This window comes from Arthrobacter terricola, assembly GCF_004354015.1.
Lineage (GTDB): Bacteria > Actinomycetota > Actinomycetes > Actinomycetales > Micrococcaceae > Arthrobacter > Arthrobacter terricola.
Genome location: NZ_SMRU01000007.1, coordinates 106,026 through 125,806, shown reverse-complemented (window position 1 = coordinate 125,806; position 19,781 = coordinate 106,026). Strand labels below are relative to the sequence as shown.

General features: G+C 64.0%; 22 protein-coding genes. 14 read left to right on the top strand and 8 right to left on the bottom strand.

All coding sequences use genetic code 11. The features are described from left to right. The first annotated feature begins 39 nt into the window (after positions 1–39). Together E1809_RS07705 and E1809_RS07700 are read left to right on the top strand one after the other, a co-directional pair. A complete protein-coding gene (locus E1809_RS07705) occupies positions 40–876 on the top strand; it encodes an alpha/beta fold hydrolase (protein ID WP_133203641.1) in 837 nt (278 codons plus the stop codon). A 211-nt stretch (positions 877–1,087) separates the two neighbouring features. Further along, entirely contained in the window at positions 1,088–1,561 is a 474-nt protein-coding gene (locus tag E1809_RS07700) for a sensor histidine kinase (protein ID WP_133203640.1), read from the top strand. A 43-nt stretch (positions 1,562–1,604) separates the two neighbouring features. Here E1809_RS07700 and E1809_RS07695 read toward each other — a convergent pair whose 3' ends face one another. Beyond that, positions 1,605–2,936 (bottom strand): formimidoylglutamate deiminase, encoded by a 1,332-nt coding sequence (locus E1809_RS07695; RefSeq protein WP_133203639.1) that lies wholly within the window; start codon positions 2,934–2,936, stop codon positions 1,605–1,607. A 602-nt stretch (positions 2,937–3,538) separates the two neighbouring features. On the opposite strand from E1809_RS07695, the gene E1809_RS07690 reads away from it, so the two are divergent. Next, on the top strand, positions 3,539–3,934 hold the full coding sequence (locus E1809_RS07690; protein WP_165962248.1) for a hypothetical protein: 396 nt from the start codon (positions 3,539–3,541) through the stop codon (positions 3,932–3,934). 254 nt (positions 3,935–4,188) lie between these two features. Here the strand turns inward: E1809_RS07690 and E1809_RS07685 are convergent, their stop codons facing one another. Both E1809_RS07685 and E1809_RS07680 read right to left on the bottom strand, forming a co-directional pair. After that, complete coding sequence (locus E1809_RS07685) at positions 4,189–5,127, bottom strand: serine hydrolase (RefSeq protein ID WP_235835500.1); 939 nt, start codon at positions 5,125–5,127, stop codon at positions 4,189–4,191. 158 nt (positions 5,128–5,285) lie between these two features. Then, entirely contained in the window at positions 5,286–6,026 is a 741-nt protein-coding gene (locus E1809_RS07680) for a glutamine amidotransferase (protein ID WP_133203636.1), read from the bottom strand. A 358-nt stretch (positions 6,027–6,384) separates the two neighbouring features. Here E1809_RS07680 and E1809_RS07675 point away from each other — a divergent pair, with 358 nt between their 5' ends. From E1809_RS07675 to E1809_RS07660, 4 genes are all read left to right on the top strand, one after another. Next, positions 6,385–7,737 (top strand): ammonium transporter, encoded by a 1,353-nt coding sequence (locus E1809_RS07675; protein WP_133203635.1) that lies wholly within the window; start codon positions 6,385–6,387, stop codon positions 7,735–7,737. Between the two features lie 46 nt (positions 7,738–7,783). After that, the gene (locus E1809_RS07670) at positions 7,784–8,107 is read left to right on the top strand and encodes a DUF6221 family protein (RefSeq protein ID WP_133203634.1); all 324 of its coding nucleotides are present in this window, start codon (positions 7,784–7,786) and stop codon (positions 8,105–8,107) included. A gap of 194 nt (positions 8,108–8,301) precedes the next feature. Next, entirely contained in the window at positions 8,302–8,499 is a 198-nt protein-coding gene (locus tag E1809_RS07665; protein ID WP_133203633.1) for a helix-turn-helix transcriptional regulator, read from the top strand. After that, the gene (locus E1809_RS07660; RefSeq protein WP_133203632.1) at positions 8,499–9,692 is read left to right on the top strand and encodes a type II toxin-antitoxin system HipA family toxin; all 1,194 of its coding nucleotides are present in this window, start codon (positions 8,499–8,501) and stop codon (positions 9,690–9,692) included. The genes E1809_RS07665 and E1809_RS07660 overlap by 1 nt, the downstream gene beginning before the upstream one ends. Here E1809_RS07660 and E1809_RS07655 read toward each other — a convergent pair. From E1809_RS07655 to E1809_RS07640, 4 genes are all read right to left on the bottom strand, one after another. After that, positions 9,689–10,483 (bottom strand): alpha/beta fold hydrolase, encoded by a 795-nt coding sequence (locus E1809_RS07655; RefSeq protein WP_133203631.1) that lies wholly within the window; start codon positions 10,481–10,483, stop codon positions 9,689–9,691. The two genes, E1809_RS07660 and E1809_RS07655, sit on opposite strands and share 4 nt — an antisense overlap. Positions 10,484–10,587: 104 nt before the next feature. Beyond that, positions 10,588–11,115 (bottom strand): cysteine hydrolase family protein, encoded by a 528-nt coding sequence (locus tag E1809_RS07650; protein ID WP_133203630.1) that lies wholly within the window; start codon positions 11,113–11,115, stop codon positions 10,588–10,590. A 17-nt stretch (positions 11,116–11,132) separates the two neighbouring features. Further along, on the bottom strand, positions 11,133–12,566 hold the full coding sequence (locus tag E1809_RS07645) for a purine-cytosine permease family protein (protein WP_133203629.1): 1,434 nt from the start codon (positions 12,564–12,566) through the stop codon (positions 11,133–11,135). Between the two features lie 102 nt (positions 12,567–12,668). Beyond that, on the bottom strand, positions 12,669–13,607 hold the full coding sequence (locus E1809_RS07640; protein ID WP_133203628.1) for a flavin reductase: 939 nt from the start codon (positions 13,605–13,607) through the stop codon (positions 12,669–12,671). Positions 13,608–13,748: 141 nt separating this feature from the next. On the opposite strand from E1809_RS07640, the gene E1809_RS07635 reads away from it, so the two are divergent. Genes E1809_RS07635 through E1809_RS07605 form a run of 7 tightly spaced genes read left to right on the top strand, consistent with a single transcriptional unit; the run spans position 13,749 to position 19,096 of the window. Then, complete coding sequence (locus E1809_RS07635; protein WP_235835499.1) at positions 13,749–14,426, top strand: GntR family transcriptional regulator; 678 nt, start codon at positions 13,749–13,751, stop codon at positions 14,424–14,426. After that, positions 14,423–15,031, top strand: a complete 609-nt coding sequence (locus E1809_RS07630; RefSeq protein WP_133203627.1) for an amino acid synthesis family protein — start codon at positions 14,423–14,425, stop codon at positions 15,029–15,031. Before E1809_RS07635 ends, E1809_RS07630 begins: the two co-directional genes overlap by 4 nt. Then, a complete protein-coding gene (locus E1809_RS07625; protein ID WP_133203626.1) occupies positions 15,028–15,582 on the top strand; it encodes an amino acid synthesis family protein in 555 nt (184 codons plus the stop codon). Before E1809_RS07630 ends, E1809_RS07625 begins: the two co-directional genes overlap by 4 nt. A 12-nt stretch (positions 15,583–15,594) precedes the next feature. Beyond that, complete coding sequence (locus E1809_RS07620; protein WP_133203625.1) at positions 15,595–16,332, top strand: alpha/beta fold hydrolase; 738 nt, start codon at positions 15,595–15,597, stop codon at positions 16,330–16,332. Then, the gene (locus E1809_RS07615; protein ID WP_133203624.1) at positions 16,322–17,809 is read left to right on the top strand and encodes an aldehyde dehydrogenase; all 1,488 of its coding nucleotides are present in this window, start codon (positions 16,322–16,324) and stop codon (positions 17,807–17,809) included. The genes E1809_RS07620 and E1809_RS07615 overlap by 11 nt, the downstream gene beginning before the upstream one ends. A 4-nt stretch (positions 17,810–17,813) precedes the next feature. Continuing rightward, complete coding sequence (locus E1809_RS07610) at positions 17,814–18,029, top strand: tautomerase family protein (protein WP_133203623.1); 216 nt, start codon at positions 17,814–17,816, stop codon at positions 18,027–18,029. After that, positions 18,029–19,096, top strand: coding sequence for an LLM class flavin-dependent oxidoreductase (locus tag E1809_RS07605; protein WP_133203622.1), 1,068 nt, complete (start codon positions 18,029–18,031; stop codon positions 19,094–19,096). Before E1809_RS07610 ends, E1809_RS07605 begins: the two co-directional genes overlap by 1 nt. 69 nt (positions 19,097–19,165) lie before the next feature. Here E1809_RS07605 and E1809_RS07600 read toward each other — a convergent pair whose 3' ends face one another. Then, positions 19,166–19,735 (bottom strand): helix-turn-helix domain-containing protein, encoded by a 570-nt coding sequence (locus tag E1809_RS07600; protein WP_235835498.1) that lies wholly within the window; start codon positions 19,733–19,735, stop codon positions 19,166–19,168. Positions 19,736–19,781 lie beyond the last annotated feature (46 nt).

Genomic DNA, 19,781 nt, shown 5'->3' with positions numbered 1-19,781 from the left:
TAAACGCTCGACAACCACCGCTACGAAAGGACCGTGGTCATGGCTTTCATCACCGTCGGAAATGAGAACAGCACCGAGATCGAGATCTACTACGAAGACCACGGAACGGGCCAGCCAGTGGTCCTCATCCATGGCTACCCCTTGGACGGCTCGTCCTGGGAAAAGCAGACCGCCGCGCTGCTCGACGCCGGCTATCGCGTGATCACCTATGATCGCCGCGGCTTCGGAAAATCCAGCAAGCCGACGGCCGGCTACAACTACGACACGTTCGCGTCCGACCTCAACACGCTGCTCGAGACGATCGACGTGAACGACGCCGTCCTGGTCGGATTCTCCATGGGCACCGGCGAAGTAGCCCGCTATATCAGCACCTACGGCTCCGCACGCGTGGCGAAGGCCGTGTTCCTCGGATCACTCGAGCCCTTCGTGCTGCAAACCGACGACAACCCGGGAGGCGTCCCGCAGTCCGTGTTCGACGGCCTCGGAGAAGCCGTCAAGGCAGACCGCTATGCGTTCTTCACCGAGTTCTTCAAGAACTTCTACAACACCGATACCTTCCTCGGAACTCCGCGCTTGAGCGAAGAAGCCTTGCGGGCCAGCTGGACCCTCGCGGCCGGGTCCGGCGCGTTCGCATCGGTGGCTGCGCAGCCCACGTGGCTCACCGATTTCCGTGCCGACATCCCCAAGATCGACGTTCCCGCCTTGATCGTTCACGGCACGGCGGACAACATCCTGCCGATCGATGTCACCGGCCGCCGCTTCGCCGAGGCGCTGCCGGGCGCCGAATACAAAGAGATCGACGGCGCCCCGCACGGCATGCTGTGGACCCACAGTGCGGAGATCAACGAGGCCCTGCTGGGCTTCCTCGGCCAGTAGCGCCACTGGAGCGGACGACGGCGGCCCGCACCCGCCGTCGTCCGTTCAGCCGGTTCGCAGGCCAACCTTAAAAATTCCTTAAAAGAACTTAAGGGGAAACTTACAAAATCTGACGGGATCCTTAAACCTGCGGGCACATCCTTGTTCCAAGCACACGGCGCAGCACTAAGCCAGTGAAGCGCCGAAGCTGCCAGGGGAAGCAGGATAGGCCATGAAGACAACACCAGCGTTGAACGAGGTAATCGCCGTCAACGGCGTGATCACCGACCGGCAGCCCGTTGACTTTTACGCCCTGGGGCTCGCCGGCTGCATCGACCGGCTGGCCGCACCGCTTCGCCGCGAAGGAACCGAAATCCACTGGGAGACGCCGCACCACGGCATCGACATCCCGTCGAGCTCAGCGTCGCTGCTCTACCAATCGGCCAAAGAAGCGCTCAGCAACGCGCTGAAATACGCGCACGCCCATGACATCACCGTCCGGCTCGCCGCCGTGTACCACGGGGTTCGACTGACGGTCATGGACAACGGCGACGGCTTCGACAGCCACGCCGAACCCGCCGGAGACCATCACGGCTACGGACTCCTCTTGATGTCGATCTCGGTCAGCGAGGTCGGCGGCGAGGTTTCCGTGGTCTCCACGCCCGGCAACGGTACCTCCATCACCGTGACCCTGCCGCTCGACTGAATTGGTTGTCTTCCGACGACGTCACGCCACGCAGTTCGGCAAACTAGGAAAACTCCTTGAGCGCATCCGCCAGGAGCCTGCCCGGCCGCCCGAGTCTTGCGTGTTCACCGTGCGAGACCACCAGTTCTCCGGCGATTACGACGGCGGTGACGTCGCCCGCGATCGCACTGAACACCAACTGGAGTGGCTTGGATCCCGCAGTGCGCACGGACTCCGGATCGACGGCCATCAGGTCACACACCGCACCGGCCTCCAATGCGGTCGCGATCGGCGTCGCCATGACGGCTGTGGCGCCCACGGTGGCTGCCCGGAGCAACTCCTGCGGCCGGAAACGTCCTCGCTGGCCGGAACCGAGCCGCTCTCCGTACTCCAAGGTGCGCATTTCAAGCCAAGGATCTATGGAAGCGTGCTGGTCCGTGCCAAGCGCAAGGTTCGCCCCGGCGTCGGACAGTTCGCGGGCCGGACCAATGCCGTCGGCGAGGTCGGCCTCGGTGCTGGGGCACAGCACCGCGGTGGCTCCGGCCGCCCCGAGCAAGTGGATATCCTCGGGCGTCACGTGGGTCGCATGGACGGCGGCGAGCCGTCCGGACAGCAAGCCGTGGCGGGAAAGCAGGCCCGTCGGAGTGACGCCGTAGGCCTCAAGGCAGGCCTGGTTTTCGGCCGGCTGCTCGCTCACGTGGATGTGGAGCGGAATATCGGTAGGCAAGTGCCCGGCGATGGCCGCCAGCGCTTCCTCTGGCACGGCCCGGACGGAATGCAGGGCCGCGCCAACCCCGGCCATCTCCGGAGGGAACTGCTGCGCAACCATGTCCCTCAGGGAAGCGAATCGCTCCAGCCAGGCTTGGGCATTAGCGTCGCCGAACCGCAACTGCTCGGGACCGAGCGGAGCCCCGATGCCGCCCGCAAGGTAGAGCGTGTCCAGCAAAGTGAGGCGGATCCCGGCAGTCGCGGCCGCTCGGGCCAATGCCAATTCCATGGCATGCGGCTCGGAGTACGGCATTCCTCCGGGCTTGTGGTGGACGTAGTGGAACTCGGCGACGCTACTGAAGCCGGCCACCACCATTTCGGCGAAGACCGCGGTTGCTAGCTTTTCGTACTTCGCCGGCGTGAGTTCCGCGGCGGCCCGGTACATGTGTTCCCGCCAAACCCAGAAGTCGCCGCGCCCCTCATGCGTCCGTCCGCGGAGGATCCGGTGGAACGCGTGCGAATGGGCGTTCGCGGCCGCCGGGAAGACCACGCCGCCCAAGATCCGGTCACTGCTTTGGGGCTGCACGCCGGCGGCAACCGAAGTGATCGTCCCGCCGCGTGTTTCCAGACGCACGCCGCTGACCACTTCGGCGCCGACGAGCGCCGCTTCGCACCAGAAATCGCTCATAGTTCGCACCCGTCGATCGAGACTGCCCCTGTCACATGTTCCCACCATCAACCTCTGGACGGCTCCAAAGGGCGGGCGTACCGTTTGTTCCAACACCGCACTGGGGAGGTGAAGTGTTGGCCGGGTTTTTGGCGCGCCATGGCACTGCTTTTGTGCGCCCGTTTTTGCTTGCTGCTTTCGGTATTTTCGCGTGGGTCTTGTGGATTGCCGGCCCGTCGAACGCCAGCGACCTCCTCCCGTCAGCTCCGGCCATCCCGACGGCGGTCCCGGTACCCGTTGTTTCGGTACCCGTGGTTCCTGTGCCAGATCCAGCCAGCCTCCTGAATCAACTGTCAGGCAACGCCGTTCAGCCTCTTACCGAAACCGTGGCGCCGGTCGCCAAGGCAGCCACGCCGCTTATAAACACAGCGCCACTTTTGACCACAGCGCCCCTTATAAACACAGTGCCGCCCGCCGTTGACCACACCATCGGTGCGCTGCCGAACTTACCGAAACTGCCCAGCTTGCCGGTTCTCCCTCTGCCCCCGGTCCCCACGCCGCCGCCCATCGCAGAAACCTTGCCTCCGCCGTCGAACCGCCCAGGTGAAGTGCCGCCCGCGCGAGTGGCAACAGATCCGGAGCGCCCCCAAACCCGGTTGTCAGCAACGCATCCGCTTCCCACCACGAGTGCCCTTGCCGCACCGTCCCGCCCGGCAACCGCGGCCAGAAGCTTCGTCTTTGAACCGCAGCTTGCGTCCGCCACTCCCGCGGCGTGGTTGGCGGTCACCGGCTCGACGGGCCGTGCGACCCAACCGGCATTCCCTAAGCCGTTCACTCCGGTCGCACCGGCAAGTGGGGCGGGCTCGACGTTGGCACCGCAGACGAGCTCCGTCCAGGGCGCCGCCGACCTCCCGGACCAACGGGCACTTGCTCCGCCGCTCATCGGCGGCCGGACCATCGATGCAAGGCAAAGTCCTCCGGCTGAGCCTGCGTTCGACCCCGGCTCCTCTCCCGACTGAACCGGGCCGTCCTGCCTTCGAGGCAGGCACGGCCGCCTGCGCCATACCGCGCAGGAACAGGACTTTCAGTCAGGAGAAGGAAAATGCAGGACCAAACCCAAACACAGCAAATTGGAAACTGGCCCGATCCCATGCGGAAGACAGGAGGTAACCGGTAATTCAAAGGTCACACAGGTGCCCGCCACAACAAACGACGCCGGCCGTACCCGAAGGGTGTACGGCCGGCGTCGTAGTGAGGACGGAGAGCGGACCCGCTAGAACAGGCTGTTCACCACCGCTTGCGTGAGCTGGTGGAACACGTCGGTGCGGGCCGGGATATCACTCTCGTCCTGGCCTTTCGTGTAGATCACGAACGCATAGGAGCTGGAGCCATTGGTGAGGATGCTGGCGTCGTGGAGTTCGTCGTCGAGCAGTCCGTACTTGTGGTAAACCGTGACCCCGGCGGGCACCGCCGCGGGGATCAGGGATTCGTAGTTGGTGTTCTGCATATAGGACAGGAGCTGGGTGGTGTCTTCCTGGTTGAGGAGCTTCCCCGTGTACAGCTGCGCCAGGATGCTTGCCATCTCGCTGGGCGAGAGCGCGTTGTCGTTGGGATCGTAAGTGACGCCGATTGACGAGGCGTAGTCCTGTAATTGGGAGAAGCCCTCAGCGTTCATGATCAGGGACCACGAATCGTTGTCGCTGTCCTGGATCATCTCCTTGATCTGGAATCCAGCGTTGTACTGGCCGAGCGAGTCGTCCAGGGAAGCGGCACCGGTCTCCACCAAGTGGTAGTAATCGGCGGCCGCGAGAACCTTGGCTGTACTCGCTGCTTCGAACTTCGCCTGGACACCGTATTGGTGGCTTGATCCGTTGGACAAGTCCACCAAAGTAACGCCGATCTGGTACTGGCTGTTGGCATTGATGATGGAGTTTATCTGGGCGTCGAGGGCGGGAGTCATCCCCGAACCCTGGGCCGGGGCTGCCGGTGCCGCCGCGGCCGGTGCGGCCACTGCGGGGGCCGTCGGCGTTGCCGAAGCGTCCGACGACGGCGAGCCGCCCGCCGCTGCTGGATCGCCCGCCGCCGGGGTTGCCTGCGCCGTTGGCTGGGCGACCCCTGAGACGAACTGGGCGGTTGAGCCGTGGGCGTGGGCAGCCGAGAAGACCGTTCCTGAGGCTCCGACGGCCAACACCACAGCACCGGCTATGAGCAAGGCCGCTCGGTATCGGGGAATCCCGGCGTTCTGCCGGTTTCCTTGCGTTCCGGGCCGGGGACCGGGTCTCGGTGGCTCTTGCTCTTCCATAGTGACTAAAGGTAGCTAAGCCAGCTTTGTAAGAGCTATGAAAACTCTGTTTGCCAGCATCGTGTCCGCTAGGAAAATTTCCGTGCGTACCGGCGGACGAAGTTCCTCACGATCTTCATCGGCTCGGTGGAAGTAACCTTTCGGGCTTCCACCACGAGTTGCTCCGCGGCGTCCGGCGGGAAATACCCGGCGTGACGGTACGTGCGGATCCGGGTGACCAAGCCTTCGGCGTCGAGTTCCGGGTGGAACTGGGTGGCGTACAGGTTCTGCTTGATCCGAAACATTTGCACAGGGCACGTGGCCGATCCGGCCAGTAATACGGCATGCCCGGGAAGGACGGTGCAAGCTTCCTTGTGGCCGGTGAAAGCAACAAAGCGTTCGGACAGCCCTTCGAGGAGCGGGTCTTGGAGTCCTTCAGCCGTAAGTTTGATGGTCACGGCCCCGAGGCCTTCGCCATAAGTCCGGTCGATCACCGCGCCTTGATGCAGGCCAAGGGTACCAACTCCGTAGCAAGCCCCCAGGAAGGGAAAATCGGCAGCGACCACCTTGTCCAGCAGCGAGGCGAGTTCTTTCTCAACCCGCTGTTGGACAAGGGTCTTATCGTTGGGAGGATCGCTAGCGGTGAAGGGGCTGCCGCCCACAATCACGCCGGAATAGTCGGGGAGTTCGAGGTCCGGCAAGGGTGCCGCCTCCATGCGGACGCGCACCAACTGCTCGGGAGCCAGCCCGCCAAAGCGGAGATAGGCCCCGTATTCTTCGTCGGCGGCGGCGTCTTCGGCACGGGAGGCAAGCAGGAGAAACGGCTTCACACGCTAAGTTTGCGCGCGCTTGGGGTGCCGCGCCAGCGTTCATTCAAAGCGTCCTGTCGGCGCAGTGAGATGGTGTTCACACGGACGAAATCCCACTATTTTGCCGGTGGCGGGCCGACTTCACCGGTGGCACCGGTTGAATCCCCGGAAACACAACGTTCCCGGGCACAACCGCGCCGGAACTTGGCAACCGGGTGGGGTTGCGTTTACATTCCCGAAACACGCGCGTCATCCGTTCTTCACGCTAAGTCCGTTTCTGTAACGTCCCGGCAATTTTTCCTCGCCTTTCCTGAAACACGAACCCGCGAATATTGATCGGGGGAAAGATCCGGGACTCCGATGAGAAGGGAAAACGCACGTGAATATCACTGCGGATAACGTTTGGGTGATGGTGTCAGCGGCACTCGCACTGCTCATGACGCCGGCACTCGGCCTCTTCTACAGCGGCATGACGCGCGCCAAGGCTTCCCTCAACATGATCATGATGAGCTTCATCTCAGCGGGCGTCGTCGGTGCCGTGTGGGTCTTGTGGGGCTACTCGATGATCAGCGGCAAGAGCGTCTTGGGAATCTTCGGCAACCCGTTCAGCAGTTTCGGCTCGGCCGACCTCGTCGGTTCCACCGACCTCATCAAGCTTGGCTTCAGCGCCACCTTCGCCATTGTCACCGTCGCCTTGATCAGCGGTGCCATCGCGGACCGCGCCAAATTCACGTCCTGGGTGGTTTTCGTTCCCATTTGGATCACCCTGGTCTACTGCCCGCTGGCCTTCATGGTCTGGGGCGGCGGCCTCCTGAGCCCGGGCGGAGCCATCAGCTCGGTCTTCGGCCAGGTCATCGACTTCGCGGGCGGCACCGTGGTGGAAATCAGCTCCGGCGCTGCCGCCTTCGTCCTCGCGTTGATCCTGGGCAAGCGCCACGGCTTCGGAAAGGACCCGAACCACCGGCCGCACAACCTCCCGCTCATCATGCTCGGTGCCGGCCTTCTCTGGTTCGGTTGGTTCGGCTTCAACGCCGGCGCCGCCACTACGGCCGAACAGGCCGGTTTGATCTGGGTCAACACCCTCGTCGCCCCGGCGGGCGCGATGCTTAGCTGGCTGGTCACTGAGAAGGTCCGCCACGGACACCCCACCTCCCTGGGTGCCGCGTCCGGCGTCGTTGCGGGCCTTGTAGCCATCACCCCGGCCTGCGCCAACATCGCCCCTGGTGCCGCCCTCGCGCTGGGACTCGTGGCCGGTGCTGCTTGCGCAGTATTCGTTGACCTCAAGCACAAGTTCGGCTTCGATGACTCCCTCGACGTAGTCGGCGTCCACCTCGGCGGCGGCCTGATCGGCACCCTCGCCCTCGGCTTCATCGCAATGCCCGTCAACGGCAAGGGCGGCGGACTCTTCTACGGCGGCGGCCTTCAGCAGCTCATTGCGCAGATCGTTGCCGTCCTCGTGACGCTCGCGGTGTCCGGAGTGCTTACGGCCATCATTGGCTTGGTCATCCACAAGACCCTCGGTTTCCGCGTCAGCCACGAGTCCGAAGTTGCGGGCGTGGACCTGTCCGAGCACGCCGAGACCGCCTACGAGTTCGGCGGAATGTCCCGGAGCCACTTCCTCCCCCACGTCCACCTCCCGGTTGCCACGGGTTCGGTCCACAGTGCCGCCGGTTCCTCCCACGCCGCCACCGCCGTCGAAACCCGGATCGAAAAGCAAGACGGCGCCGCCTGAGCGGGCGGGCATTTCCGCCACCGCGCGGGGCGCGTACGCTCGATGAGTGGACATCGTCGATTTCCTGTCCGAGCGCCTGGACGAGGACGAAGCTGCGTCGTTGAGGCTCCTCGCGGACCGCACGGTATCTGAAGCGGGCAAATGGTACGAGCGGCGGCTGCTCCTGGAATGCGAATCAAAACGGCGTCTACTCAAGATCGTTGAATCCGCACGGCAGGCTGCCTTGGCGGCGATGCTAGGCAACACCCCGGGGCAAGACGGGCGATGGATTCCCGAGCTGATCGCCTGGACCACGAAATCCTTGAACGCCCTGGCGCTCCCCTATTCGGACCATCCGAACTTTGAGGAAGAGTGGCTCACGGACGCCTAGTTCGGAAAACTCCCACGCTCGGGAAACACCTATTCCATTACCGGCAGTATCCTGCCGAAACCTAACCCCAGACGCTTCCCCGGGAGTCGAGAGGCCATTTTTCGGCAGCATCTTGCCGATTTTGTCAAAATACCCCAGACTGAGGTGTGTGAACAGCAAAATCGGCAACATGCTGCCGGATCTGGGGAAGCGTAATGAATGACCTCGAGAGCATCGCAGGCGCCATACGGAAGGCACGCAAAGAGGCAGGAATCACCCAAGCGGACCTTGCCGACCTCGCCGGAACCTCTGAGCGGACGGTTCGGGCCATTGAGACGGCCACGGGTAATCCGTCGCTCGCTGCGGTAGTGGCGATCGCAAACGCCGTCGGCCTTCGCGTGGCTGCCAGCTAATGGACGATCTCCAGGACCTGAAGTTTGTCCGTACCGCCGATGTCTACAAGGGCGGCATGCTGGCTGGCCACCTTGCCAGGGACGGCCACGGCGGGATCGTCTTCTCCTACACGGCGGAGCACCTCGCGAACGATCGGCCGGCAGTGGCGAGTTCACTGCCTTTGGTGGAATCCGCCGTCGAAACTCCGGCCGGAGCGCTTCCACCATTCTTCGCCGGCCTGCTCCCTGAAGGCCACCGCCTCAGCGTGCTGAGGGATGCCACCAAGACCAGCCTCGATGACGAACTGACCCTCCTGCTTGCGGTCGGGGCTGACGCCCCCGGCGATGTACAAGTCGTTCCGTACGGGGAAGTCCCGAATGAACCACCCACAGCAGCCGACACGTCGCACCCGTCGGAGTTGGACTTCGCCGCCCTTGCCGACGCCGTGGACCGTCACGCCATCCCGGGCGTCCAGGACAAGGCGAGCGCCTCCATGCTGACCACGCCGCTGTCCCTCAGCGGGCAACGGTACCTGCTCAAACTTGACCCGCCCATGCATTCGCATCTGGTGGTAAACGAATCCGCGCATCTGGCAGCAGCGAGGTCGCTCAAGATCCCGGTAGCAAAGCACCGTGTCATCTCGGACATGCACGGCCGGCCCGGTCTGCTTGTGGAACGGTTCGACCGCGTGCGGGACGCAGGCCGTACGTGGGTCCGGCTCCCGATGGAGGACGGAACGCAGGTCCTTGGGCTAACCCCGGCTTCCAAGTATTCGGTGGCTGCTGAAGAAGTTGCCACGGCATTGGCCGGGATATGCAAGGCCTCCCTCGTTGCAAGCCGCAACCTGTACCTCCAGTTCGTCTTCGCGTGGCTGACCGGCAATGGCGACCTCCACGCGAAAAACCTCTCGATCCTCGGCAGCACGGACGGCGTCTTTGCCATGTCCCCGGTCTACGACGTTCCGTGCACCTTGCTGTATGGCGACGACTCGCTCGCGTTGTCGGTCTCGGGGAAAACGAAAAACCTCAAGGCACGGCATTGGGCTGAATTCGCCGGTTCCATCGGGTTGCCTCCACGTGCTGCGAGCGCCGCGAACGCATTGGCCTTGGCGGCGTCCGCGCGGGTCAAGCTGGAGGACCTGCCCTTTTCCGGTTCCCCTTTGCGGGGGGCGATGCGCGAACTGCGCTTCCGGCGGGCTGAGCTGGAAGGTTAGTGGACGCTCGCCAGGAACAAGGCTGCGTCCTCGGCAACCAGTTCCGGGACCTCCCACAGCACCAAGTGCCCTACGCCCGGATAGACCTTCAGCCTCGAGTCTGAAATCCGGTCCGCGAGCTTCTCCTGGCTTGATCGGGGCAAGATGAGGTCGAGGGCGCCCCACAGGATAAGCGTCGGCGCCTGAATCAACCCGGTTTCCGTAGGTGGCACCGCAGCGCAGAGGCCCTCCAAAACTCCCGACCAGGCCCTGGCCGGTATGCGGACGCCATCACGGACCCGGTCCTCGATGAACCACGTGGGGACCCGGCGCTCCAGCGGAAACCAAGCCAAGGATGCGCGCACCCAGGACTCACTCACCGGGTCCGTCAGGCGGGCCAGTTCGTCGGCAAAGTCAGGCCGTCGGGTAAGGCTCAGCGGTGTTCCCAGCAGCACCAGGGCGGCCACCCGTTCCGGGAACGAGACAGCAAGTTGCTGCGCGACGTAGCCGCCGCTCGATGAGCCAAGCACGAATGCCCGGGTGACGTGCAATGCATCCAGGAGGGCAACCACGTCGGCGGCCTGCTCGGAAAGGGAGTAGCCGCCGTCGGGCTTGTCCGCTTCCCCATGCCCGCGCAGGTCCGGCACAATCAGCCTGAAGCCGGGAAGGGCGGGCACCAGCCTGTCGAAAGTCCGGCGCGACTCGCCCCAGGGGTGCAAGAGGAGCAAAGGGACATCACGGCGCGGGCCGGTCAGCAGCACGGGCAGCGTCACTCCCGTGCGAAGGACTACGCGTCGGACCTCAGTCTCCACAGCGTCAGGGTACGCCTTGGCCTGCCGCTCGGACACACTTCAGGCCGGACAAACGCAAGGGGCGGTTCTCCAGGAGAACCGCCCCTTGCGGGAACGTACTGAAACTACAGAAGCTCGGCCAGCGTGGCTACATCGCACATCGGGGAAAGCATCTGCATCAGGGCCAACGCCTGACCGTGTACCTCGTCGTTGGTTCCGGCGCAGGCATCCGACACAACCGTGACGTACCGGCCTGCGTCAACGGCGCCCAATGCCGTGGAGAGGACACAGCAGTCGGTGGAAACACCCGTGAGGATCATGCGTTCGCCCTCCGGAATGAGCGATGCGAGTTCCGGCCCCCATTTGGTGAATGTAGGTGCGTCCAGGATCTCAGCGCCTTCCGGCATTTCCACAACCAAGTCCCATGCCGACGCTTCGGAAGGGAGTCGCATTCCGTTCCATCGGTCATAGTATGACCGCCAGGACCCGGCTTCGGCTTCGTCCCGGACGAACCTCGTGTAGACGGGTGCGGAGGGGAACACTTCCTTCAGCTTGTCGATTGCAGCCGCGGCTTCGTCGAAGCGCGGAACATGCCACTCGGTCTCGTCGCGGAAGGCCCGCTGCATGTCGATCACCACGAGTCGGCCGTCCATCGCCGCGTCTCCTTGCCTCAAAGCGTCCGTCCGGCAGCGGTGCGGTCGAGCATCGCGTGTCCGGACAAGCGCCCGAGCCGGTGGGTGGCGAAATATACACCGGCGGCGACCACCGCGCCGACGTAGTAGGAGAGGTCACCGATCTGCGGCAAGGCCTTGGCGATCGGGCCGGTGTAGATGGACGACATCCAGAACGGGGAAGAGAGCACGACGCCGGCAGCCCAGGCCACGAATCCCCACTCGAATTTGCGGCCCTTGTCGAAGAGTTCGCGCAGGCCGCGCTCGGTGCGGCGGCCGCCGAACAAGTAGTCGCACACGAGGACCGCGACGTAGGGGGCGATGCAGTAGGCCGTCAGGTTAAGGAACGCGGTGAAGCCTTCGTTGAAGCCGCCCTGGCCCCACAGCGCCACGAGGTAGGAAGCGACGCAGATGAAGATGACGCCGGTGTGGCGCTTGACGGGCACGCCCATGGTTTGGATGGAGATGGCGCCGCCGTAGACGTTCAGGAAGTTCTGGGTGAAGGAAGACAAAGCGACAACACCAAGGCCGATCGGGGCCCAGGGACCCATGAGTTCCTTGAGGGCGCCGATGCTGTCCGTCGCAGTTGCGGTGGAGCCCAGGAGGGTACCGAGGATGCCCATCCAGATCATGGTGACGGCGTTGCCGAGCATCGTTGCCCAGCCGGCGCCGCGCCGGTTGCCTGGCGTGTTGGGGAGGTAGCGGGAGTAATCGGACGCGAACGGCATCCACGCCACGATGAAGGAGAAGAACCAGCCGAAGAAAATGATCCAGCCCCCGACGCCGTCAAAGCCTTTCGCGGCAGTGTTGACTTCGTTGACCACGTGCCCGTTCGCTGCCGCGACAACCGTGATGAACACGAAGCCAACGACGAGAACGAAGGAAAGGATCCGCTGGAGGAAGTGGATCAGGTTGTACCCGATGACGGCGACGCCAAGCTGGATGCCCATCAGGACGAGCGAGGAAAGCCAGAACGGTATGTCCGTGAGAAGGGCGATTGCCTTGCCGCCGAGGATGACTGTAACGGCGGCCCAGCCGATCCCCGCGAAGACATTGACGTAGGCCACGGGGAACAAGTTGCCAATGAATCCGAGGGGACCGCGGCCTTGCATTTGCTGGGGGACGCCCAAGCGGACACCCATGGCGGAAAGGTAGCCCATTCCGGCGGAGGAGGTCACCCCCGCGAGGATGATCGCCAGCGCGGCGGCCCAGAACGGCAAACCGAAGTAGGCTGCGCTGAAGCCGAGGACGACGATGGGGAAATTCATGCCGGCGGCAAACCAGAGGAAGAACTGCGAACGCGGCTTGCCGTGGCGTTCGACGTCGGGGATGTGCTCAATGCCGTACGGCTCAATCTTGGTGAGGCTGTCGCGGTAGCCGCGGTCTTCGGCAATGCTGTCTTCGGAGACGGTGCTCATGATGTCTGGGCTCATTATTTGTCCTATGGTGGAATGCGCACCTAGGTGCGCTGCTTGAGAGCAGATTGTGGTGGTGCGGCTGGTTTCCTGTGCGAGGCTGATCAGCCGCATCGACACTTAAAGTTCGGCGAGGTTCCCGCCGTCGAAGAAATGCCCGGCCTTGTAGACAATCGGCGCGGACTCGTCGATTTCGGCATGCCGGACTCGACAGATAAATACCGTGTGCGTTTTGGCTTGGAACCGTTCCTGGATCTCGGCTTCCAGGGAGGCTGGAGATCCGTCGAGGAGCGGGCTTCCCTTCGGGCCCTCATGCCAATCGATTTCCGCGAACTTGTCCGTGGACTTCGATGCGAAAACCCGAACCGTCTCGCGCTGTTCCGTACCCAGGATGTTGATTCCCAGGTGGCTTGAGGAAAAGAGCGCAGGGTAGGTGCTGGACGTCTTCTGGACGCAGACCAACACCAGCGGCGGCTCAAGGGAAACGGAGCAGTAGGCGTTGGCGGCAAGGCCCTTGGGCTTGTCGCCGTCCTTGGTGGTAATGACAGTGACTCCGGTGATGAATTGGCGGTTGAATGCCTTCATCAAGTCCAGCTCAAGCTCCGCTGAGTCGGCGCTTTCCGGAACCTCGGGGGTCGCGATCCCCCGCAGCGGACGGATCCCGAGGCCGGCCAACAGTTCGCTCCCGTCCCAGGTCACGGTTTCCTTCAGGATCTTTCCGTCTTGGAGGACCAGAATGTTCGAACCGCGGGTCTGCACGGTGAGTCCCGTTGCCGGAACACCAAGGTACTCATGCGTGTGGGTGCCGGTGGAGGTCCAGAAGACGGCGACCGTTCCTTCACCCTCGACGACGTCGTCGACTGTTGTGCGCAGGTCCGGGAACGCTTCACGCACTGCTTCGATTTCCGACTTGAGGCCGGCGAGGTCCACGGTTGCGCCCGTCGCCTTGCTTGTACGGGTGTAGCCCTCCGCCATCAACCGGTCCAAGGCGCTGAGGTCGCCCTTGTCCCAAGCGTCGAGCCAAGCAGATGTGATGAGTGGTTCAAGAGTCTGTTGCATACAAACGACGGTAATCCAGCTCACACGTGAAGGTCAATACTCCCCAGCAAATTCGCTGAAGGTGCCGAAATTTAGGGAAAATCACCAATCGAACAGTCAGGCCCTTGACGGTCCTCATGCATGCAACCTAAGCTGGCTTGCATGCAAGACGATCTGATGGTCATCCCTGAAGCGGTTGGACAAGAAGGCCTGCTGGAAAGGATCCGGCGGCTCGTCCTCGGCGGCGAGTTCCCCCCGGGAGCGCTCCTGCCGGAGGCGTACCTGGCCCAGGAATTCGATGTCAGCCGCACGCCCGTAAGGGAAGCGCTCAAGCAGCTCCAACACGAAGGGCTGGTGGAGATCCGGCCGAAGGTAGGAACCTTCGTCCGGGAACCCACGCGGAGGGAGATCATCGAACTCTTCCAGCTCAAGGAGTCCCTCGAAGGCCTCGCCGCCTCTCTCCTTGCCCGCCGCGGGGAAGTACCGGAGCTGACCATCCTTCGCCGCAACCTGGAGGACTCCGACGAGGCAGTGCTTGCAGGAGACACCGAGGCTTACGCGCGGCTGGTGCACGAGTTCCACTGGACGATCGTCCGCGGATCAGACAACTACAAGCTCTTCGAACACTACGAGCGGCTCATGAACCAGCTGGCCTACCAGCGGCTGGTCTTGCGCACCGTTGAGCACCCGGGACGAATTGCCGCTTCCACCGGGGAGCACCACGCAGTCCTGGAAATGATCGAACACAAAGACCCGTTCGGTGCGGAGTCCGCCATGAGGAACCACGTTTACGCGTCCTCCCGCGAGGCCCTGGTCACCGAGCCCGAAAGGAAGCCATGAGCCCTGACAACTTGGGGATCCGCAAAATCGTTTTCTACAGCGAGGAAATCCTGAGCGAAAACGGCCAGGCACCGGCGGTGACGGCCGTACGCGCCACCGCTGCCGCCGTCGTCGCCAATCCTTGGCTGGGAGGAAAACCGAGCGACGACCTCTCCCCGGAAGTCATGAAACTCGCCCCCGTCCTCGCCCGCAAACTGACCAACGTCCTTGCCGCCGAGCTTGGCGGCGTCGACGCGATCGAAGCCTTCGGCAAGGCCGCGATCGTAGGAACCGCAGGGGAAATCGAGCACGGAGCAGCCCTCATCCACACCCCGTTCTTCGGGAACCTCGTCCGCGAATTCTTCGAAGGCGAATCGATCATCTGCTTCGCTGACGATCGGGGCGACGCCGGCAGCAACCTCGTGGTTCCGCTCTGGCACAAGAACGCCGCCGCAACCCGGACCCACTACCAAACCATTTCCACGCGGGTCGGTGACGCTCCCCTGCCGGGCGAGATCGTCGTCGTCCTCGGTGCATCCACCGGACCCCGCCCGCATTCACGTATCGGCGACCGCCTCACGGACCCCGCCGTCAAAGCAGACACCATAGGAGAACTGATTTCATGAGCATCCGCAAGATCGTCACCTTCACCGAAGACGTCCTCATCGAAGGAGGCCGGGAAGTCAGCCCGGCCGCGAGGGTCGCCGTCGTCGCCGCGATCGTCAAGAACCCGTGGGCCGGCCAAGGCTTCGTGGAAGACCTCACGGAGGGCATCGACGCCAACGCATCGGACCTCGGCGCACTGCTGGCGCCGCGCGTGCTGAAGGCTCTCGGTTCGCCTGCGGAAGCCTACGGCAAGGCGGCCATCGTGGGCTTGAACGGAGAAATCGAGCACGGCTCAGGGCTCATCCACACGCTCGCGTTCGGCAACCACTTCCGCGACGCGGCCAACGCGACCACCCTGCTGCCCGCCGTCGAAAAGCGCGGTCCGGCCGGTGTTGTGTTCGACATTCCGCTCAAGCACATCACCGACGCGACCATCCGCTCGCACCACCAGAGCATCGAGGTCCGGATCAACGACGCACCCCACCCGGATGAAATCGTGATCGCCCTCGCCGCGGCGGCCCAGGGACGCCCGCAGCAGCGGCTCGCCGATTTCTCCACCGAGTCCAAGTAGGCGGGTGTACCGGTGAGCCGTGTCCGCATCGCCCTGATTCACGGCGTCGGCCTCGACGGGTCGATGTGGGGTCCCTTGCGTGAATTGCTCGAGCCGGAGTTCGAGGTCCAGGTCCTCGAACTCCTGGGGCACGGGAACCGGCCGCCCGCCCCGGACGGAGTGACGCTGGCGGACCTCGCCGAGGACGTTGCGGACCGGCTCCAGCCGGGAACACACCTTGTGGGATTCTCGCTCGGCGCCCTCGTCTCGCAGCACCTGGCGCGGTTCCGGCCCGAGCTGGTGGAAACGCTCGTCTCTGTCGGCTCGGTCTGCGCGCGGACCCCGGACGAGCAAGCGTCGGTCCTGGCCCGGCTCGCTTCCGCCGAAGCGGACTTCGGCCAGACCGTGGAAGCCTCCATCCGCCGCTGGTACCCGGAAGGTTCCGCCGTTCCGGCCGAACTCGTCGAGCAGACCCGCGAAGTCCTGGAACGCAACGATCCCCGGTCCTTCCTGGCGTGTTACCGGGTGTTCGCCACTGCCGACGCGGAAATCGCCCCCGAACTGGGCAAGATCGGCGTCCCCTCGCTCGCCGTCACCGGCGAATTCGATCCGGGTTCGACGCCGGAAATGAGCGCCCGCCTGGCCGCCGCCATTCCGGACTGCGGATATTCCGTCGTCGCCGGCGCGCGGCACATGATGCCCGTGGAACGCCCGCACGAACTCGCCACCCTCCTCACCGCTTTCATCAAGGAGCACTCGAATGTCGACTAACCGCCGTTACGAACACTTCATCAACGGAGAGTTCGTTCCGCCATCCAGCGGAGAATATTTCGAAAGCACCAACCCGGCGACGCTCGACGTCCTGTACCAGGCCGCGCGCGGTAACGACGCCGACGTCGACCGGGCCGTTTCCGCCGCCGCCGCGGCTTTCGAGAATCCGGCTTGGCGGAACCTGAGCCAAACCAAGCGCGGGCACCTGCTCCGCCGCCTGGGCGACCTCATCGGCGAGCACGCGGAAGAGCTCGCCCGAATGGAAACCGAGGACAACGGCAAGCTCCTGCGGGAAATGCGCGGCCAGTTGGCCACGATGCCGGAGTACTACTATTACTACGCCGGCCTCGCGGACAAGATCCAAGGCGACACCATCCCGGCGTCGAACCCCGCGATCCTCAACTACACCCTCCGGGAACCCCTCGGAGTGGTAGGTGCCATCACGCCGTGGAACTCGCCCCTGACCCTGACCACCAGCAAGCTGGCACCGGCCCTCGCTACGGGCAACACCATCGTCATCAAACCATCGGAATACACCTCCGCCACGGTGCTTCGCCTGGCCGCCTTGGCGGACGAGGCAGGCTTCCCGGCCGGCGTCATCAACGTCGTTACCGGCTTTGGGGCTGAAGCCGGCGCCGCTTTGGTGGCCGACACCCGTTTGGCAAAGGTCTCCTTCACGGGAAGCACGGCCACCGGTGCGCGGATTGCTTCCTCTACGGCTTCGCGCTTCATCGGATCCACGTTGGAGCTTGGCGGCAAGTCGCCGAACATCGTTTTCGAGGACGCCAATGTCGCCAATGCCTCCATGGGCGTCGTGGCCGGCATCTTCGCTGCGGCCGGGCAGACGTGCATCGCCGGCAGCCGGGTGTTCGCGCACAAGTCGGTCTACGACGAACTGCTCGAACGCGTGGCGAACCGGGCCCGGAGCATCGTCATCGGCGACCCGCTGCTCAACGAGACCGAGCTTGGTCCGTTGGCCTTCCAGGACCAGCGCGACAAGGTGGCCAGCTACGTGGACCTCGGCGTCTCGGAAGGTGCCACGGTCCTCACCGGAGGCGGCCGGCCCAACATCCCGCTCGGCGGCTACTTCTTCGAACCCACCGTGCTGACCGACGTCGACAACTCCATGCGCGTTGTGCGCGAGGAAATCTTCGGTCCGGTCGCGGCGATCATGCCATTCGAAACGGAAGAAGAGGTCCTCCGACTGGCCAACGACACCACGTATGGCCTGGCCGCCGGCATCTGGACCAACAACCTCTCCCGGGCCCACCGCATGGCCTCGCGGCTGGAAGCCGGCACCGTTTGGGTAAACACCTACCGGGCGATGTCGCCGTCGTCCCCGCGCGAAGGTTTCAAGACAAGCGGCGTGGGCGTGGAGCACGGAATCGAAAGCATCCGCGAGTACACCCGCCTCAAGAGCGTCTGGATCAACACTGACGAATCCCCGCTCGCCGATCCCTTTGTCATGAGGAGCTGACACCATGCCACTGATCGAAGTCTCCATCGCCCGGGGCCGGAGTCCCGAGCAACTCCGCTCGCTCATCTCCGCCCTTCACCGCGCAGCCGAAGAAACCGTCGGCGCGGTACCGGAAAACACCACCGTCATCATCCGCGAAATCGAACACGAACACTGGTCCCGCGGCGACCAGACCATTGCCGAACGCAACGCGGCCGCCGCAGAACGAAGGAGTCAGTAATGCGCTTTTCCCTCTTCGTCCACATGGAGCGCTGGGACGAGTCCGTCTCGCACCGCGAATGCTTCGAGAACCTCACGGAACTTGCCCTCATCGCGGAGGCCGGAGGCTTCAGCACCGTGTGGATCGGTGAACACCACTCGATGGAATACACCATCTCCCCCAGCCCCATGCCCCAGCTCGCCTACTTGGCGGCACGTACTTCCCGCATCCGCCTGGGCGCCGGAACCATCATCGCGCCCTTCTGGAACCCGCTTCGAGTCGCCGGCGAAACCGCCCTTTTGGACGTCATCAGCAACGGCCGGATGGAGGTCGGGCTGGCCCGCGGTGCCTACCAGTTCGAATTCGACCGCCTCATGGGCGGTATGTCAGCCGTCGACGGCGGCAAGCACCTTCGCGAAATGGTGCCCGCCGTGCGTGCGCTGTGGGAAGGCGATTACGCGCACGACGGAGAAGTGTGGCAGTTCCCGACTTCCACGAGCGTCCCCAAGCCCATCCAGAAGCCGACGCCGCCCATGTGGATTGCCGCCCGCGATATCTCGTCCCACGAGTTCGCGGTAGCCAACGGCTGCAACGTGATGGTCACGCCGCTCATGAAGGGCGACGAGGAAGTAGAAGACCTCGCCCGCAAGTTCGATACCGCCGTGGAGAACAACCCGTCCGTCCCCCGCCCGGACCTTATGGTGCTCCGCCACACCCATGTGCACTCCGCCGACGATCCTGAGGGATGGCGCCGTCCCGCCGAGGGCATCCAGAAGTTCTACCGGACGTTCGATGCTTGGTTCGGCAACAAGACCACCCCCAAGAACGGCTTCCTCGAGCCCAGCCCGGCCGAGAAGTTCGCGGAGCGTCCGGAGTTCACCCCCGAGTCCCTCCACCAGACCGCGATGATCGGAACGCCCGAGGAAGTCATCGAACGCCTGCGCCACTACGAGGCACTCGGCGTCACCGAGTTCAGCCTGTGGTCCGACAACAGCCTCACCCATGAGGAAAAGAAGCGTTCGCTCGAGCTCTTCATCGAGCACGTCGTCCCGGCTTTCCAACAACAGCCCGCTAACGCCGCGCACTGAACCCGGCCCACTAAACCCGGCGCGCACCGCCGTCGGGCGCCTTGACCACGGACCCCCGGTCCGCTCGAGCTACTTCGCCGAGACCGCCAGGAAGCGGATCGGCAATTGGAGGAGTTCCAGCGGACCGTGGGGTCCTTCGCCGTCGAGGAGGAGCGAGTCGCCGGCCTCCATGGTGTATTCGTACGCGCCGTGGCCGTAGACCATCTTTCCCGAGAGCATGTAGATGAACTCCGTTCCCGGGTGCTGGAACAAAGGGAAGACGTCGGAAGCGTCGGTCAGCGTGACCAGCGTCGGTTCGATCGCGTCAGGGCGTCCCTTGAGGGTCCCGAGGACGCGGTATTCGTGGCCGTGCTGGGTTCCGCTCCGGACGGTCATGCTGCCTTCGCCGCTTTTGGTGAACGTCGCGTCGCGGTCGGTATCCGCGCCGCGGAACAGGGCCGTCACGGGGACTTTCAAGCCGTCGGCCAGCCGCTGGAGGCTCGTCAATGAACAGGACGTGCTGGCAGTCTCAATCTTCGAGATCATCGCTTTGGACATGCCCGTCAATGCCGCGAGTTCCGCCGACGACAAACTGTTCGCCGTCCGGTAATGCCGTACCTGGGCGGCTATGATCTGTTCCAGCTTCCCGGGGTTGGTCATGGATCCCATCTTATGGGTGCCGGAAGGGTCGCCGGGTGCCGGAAGG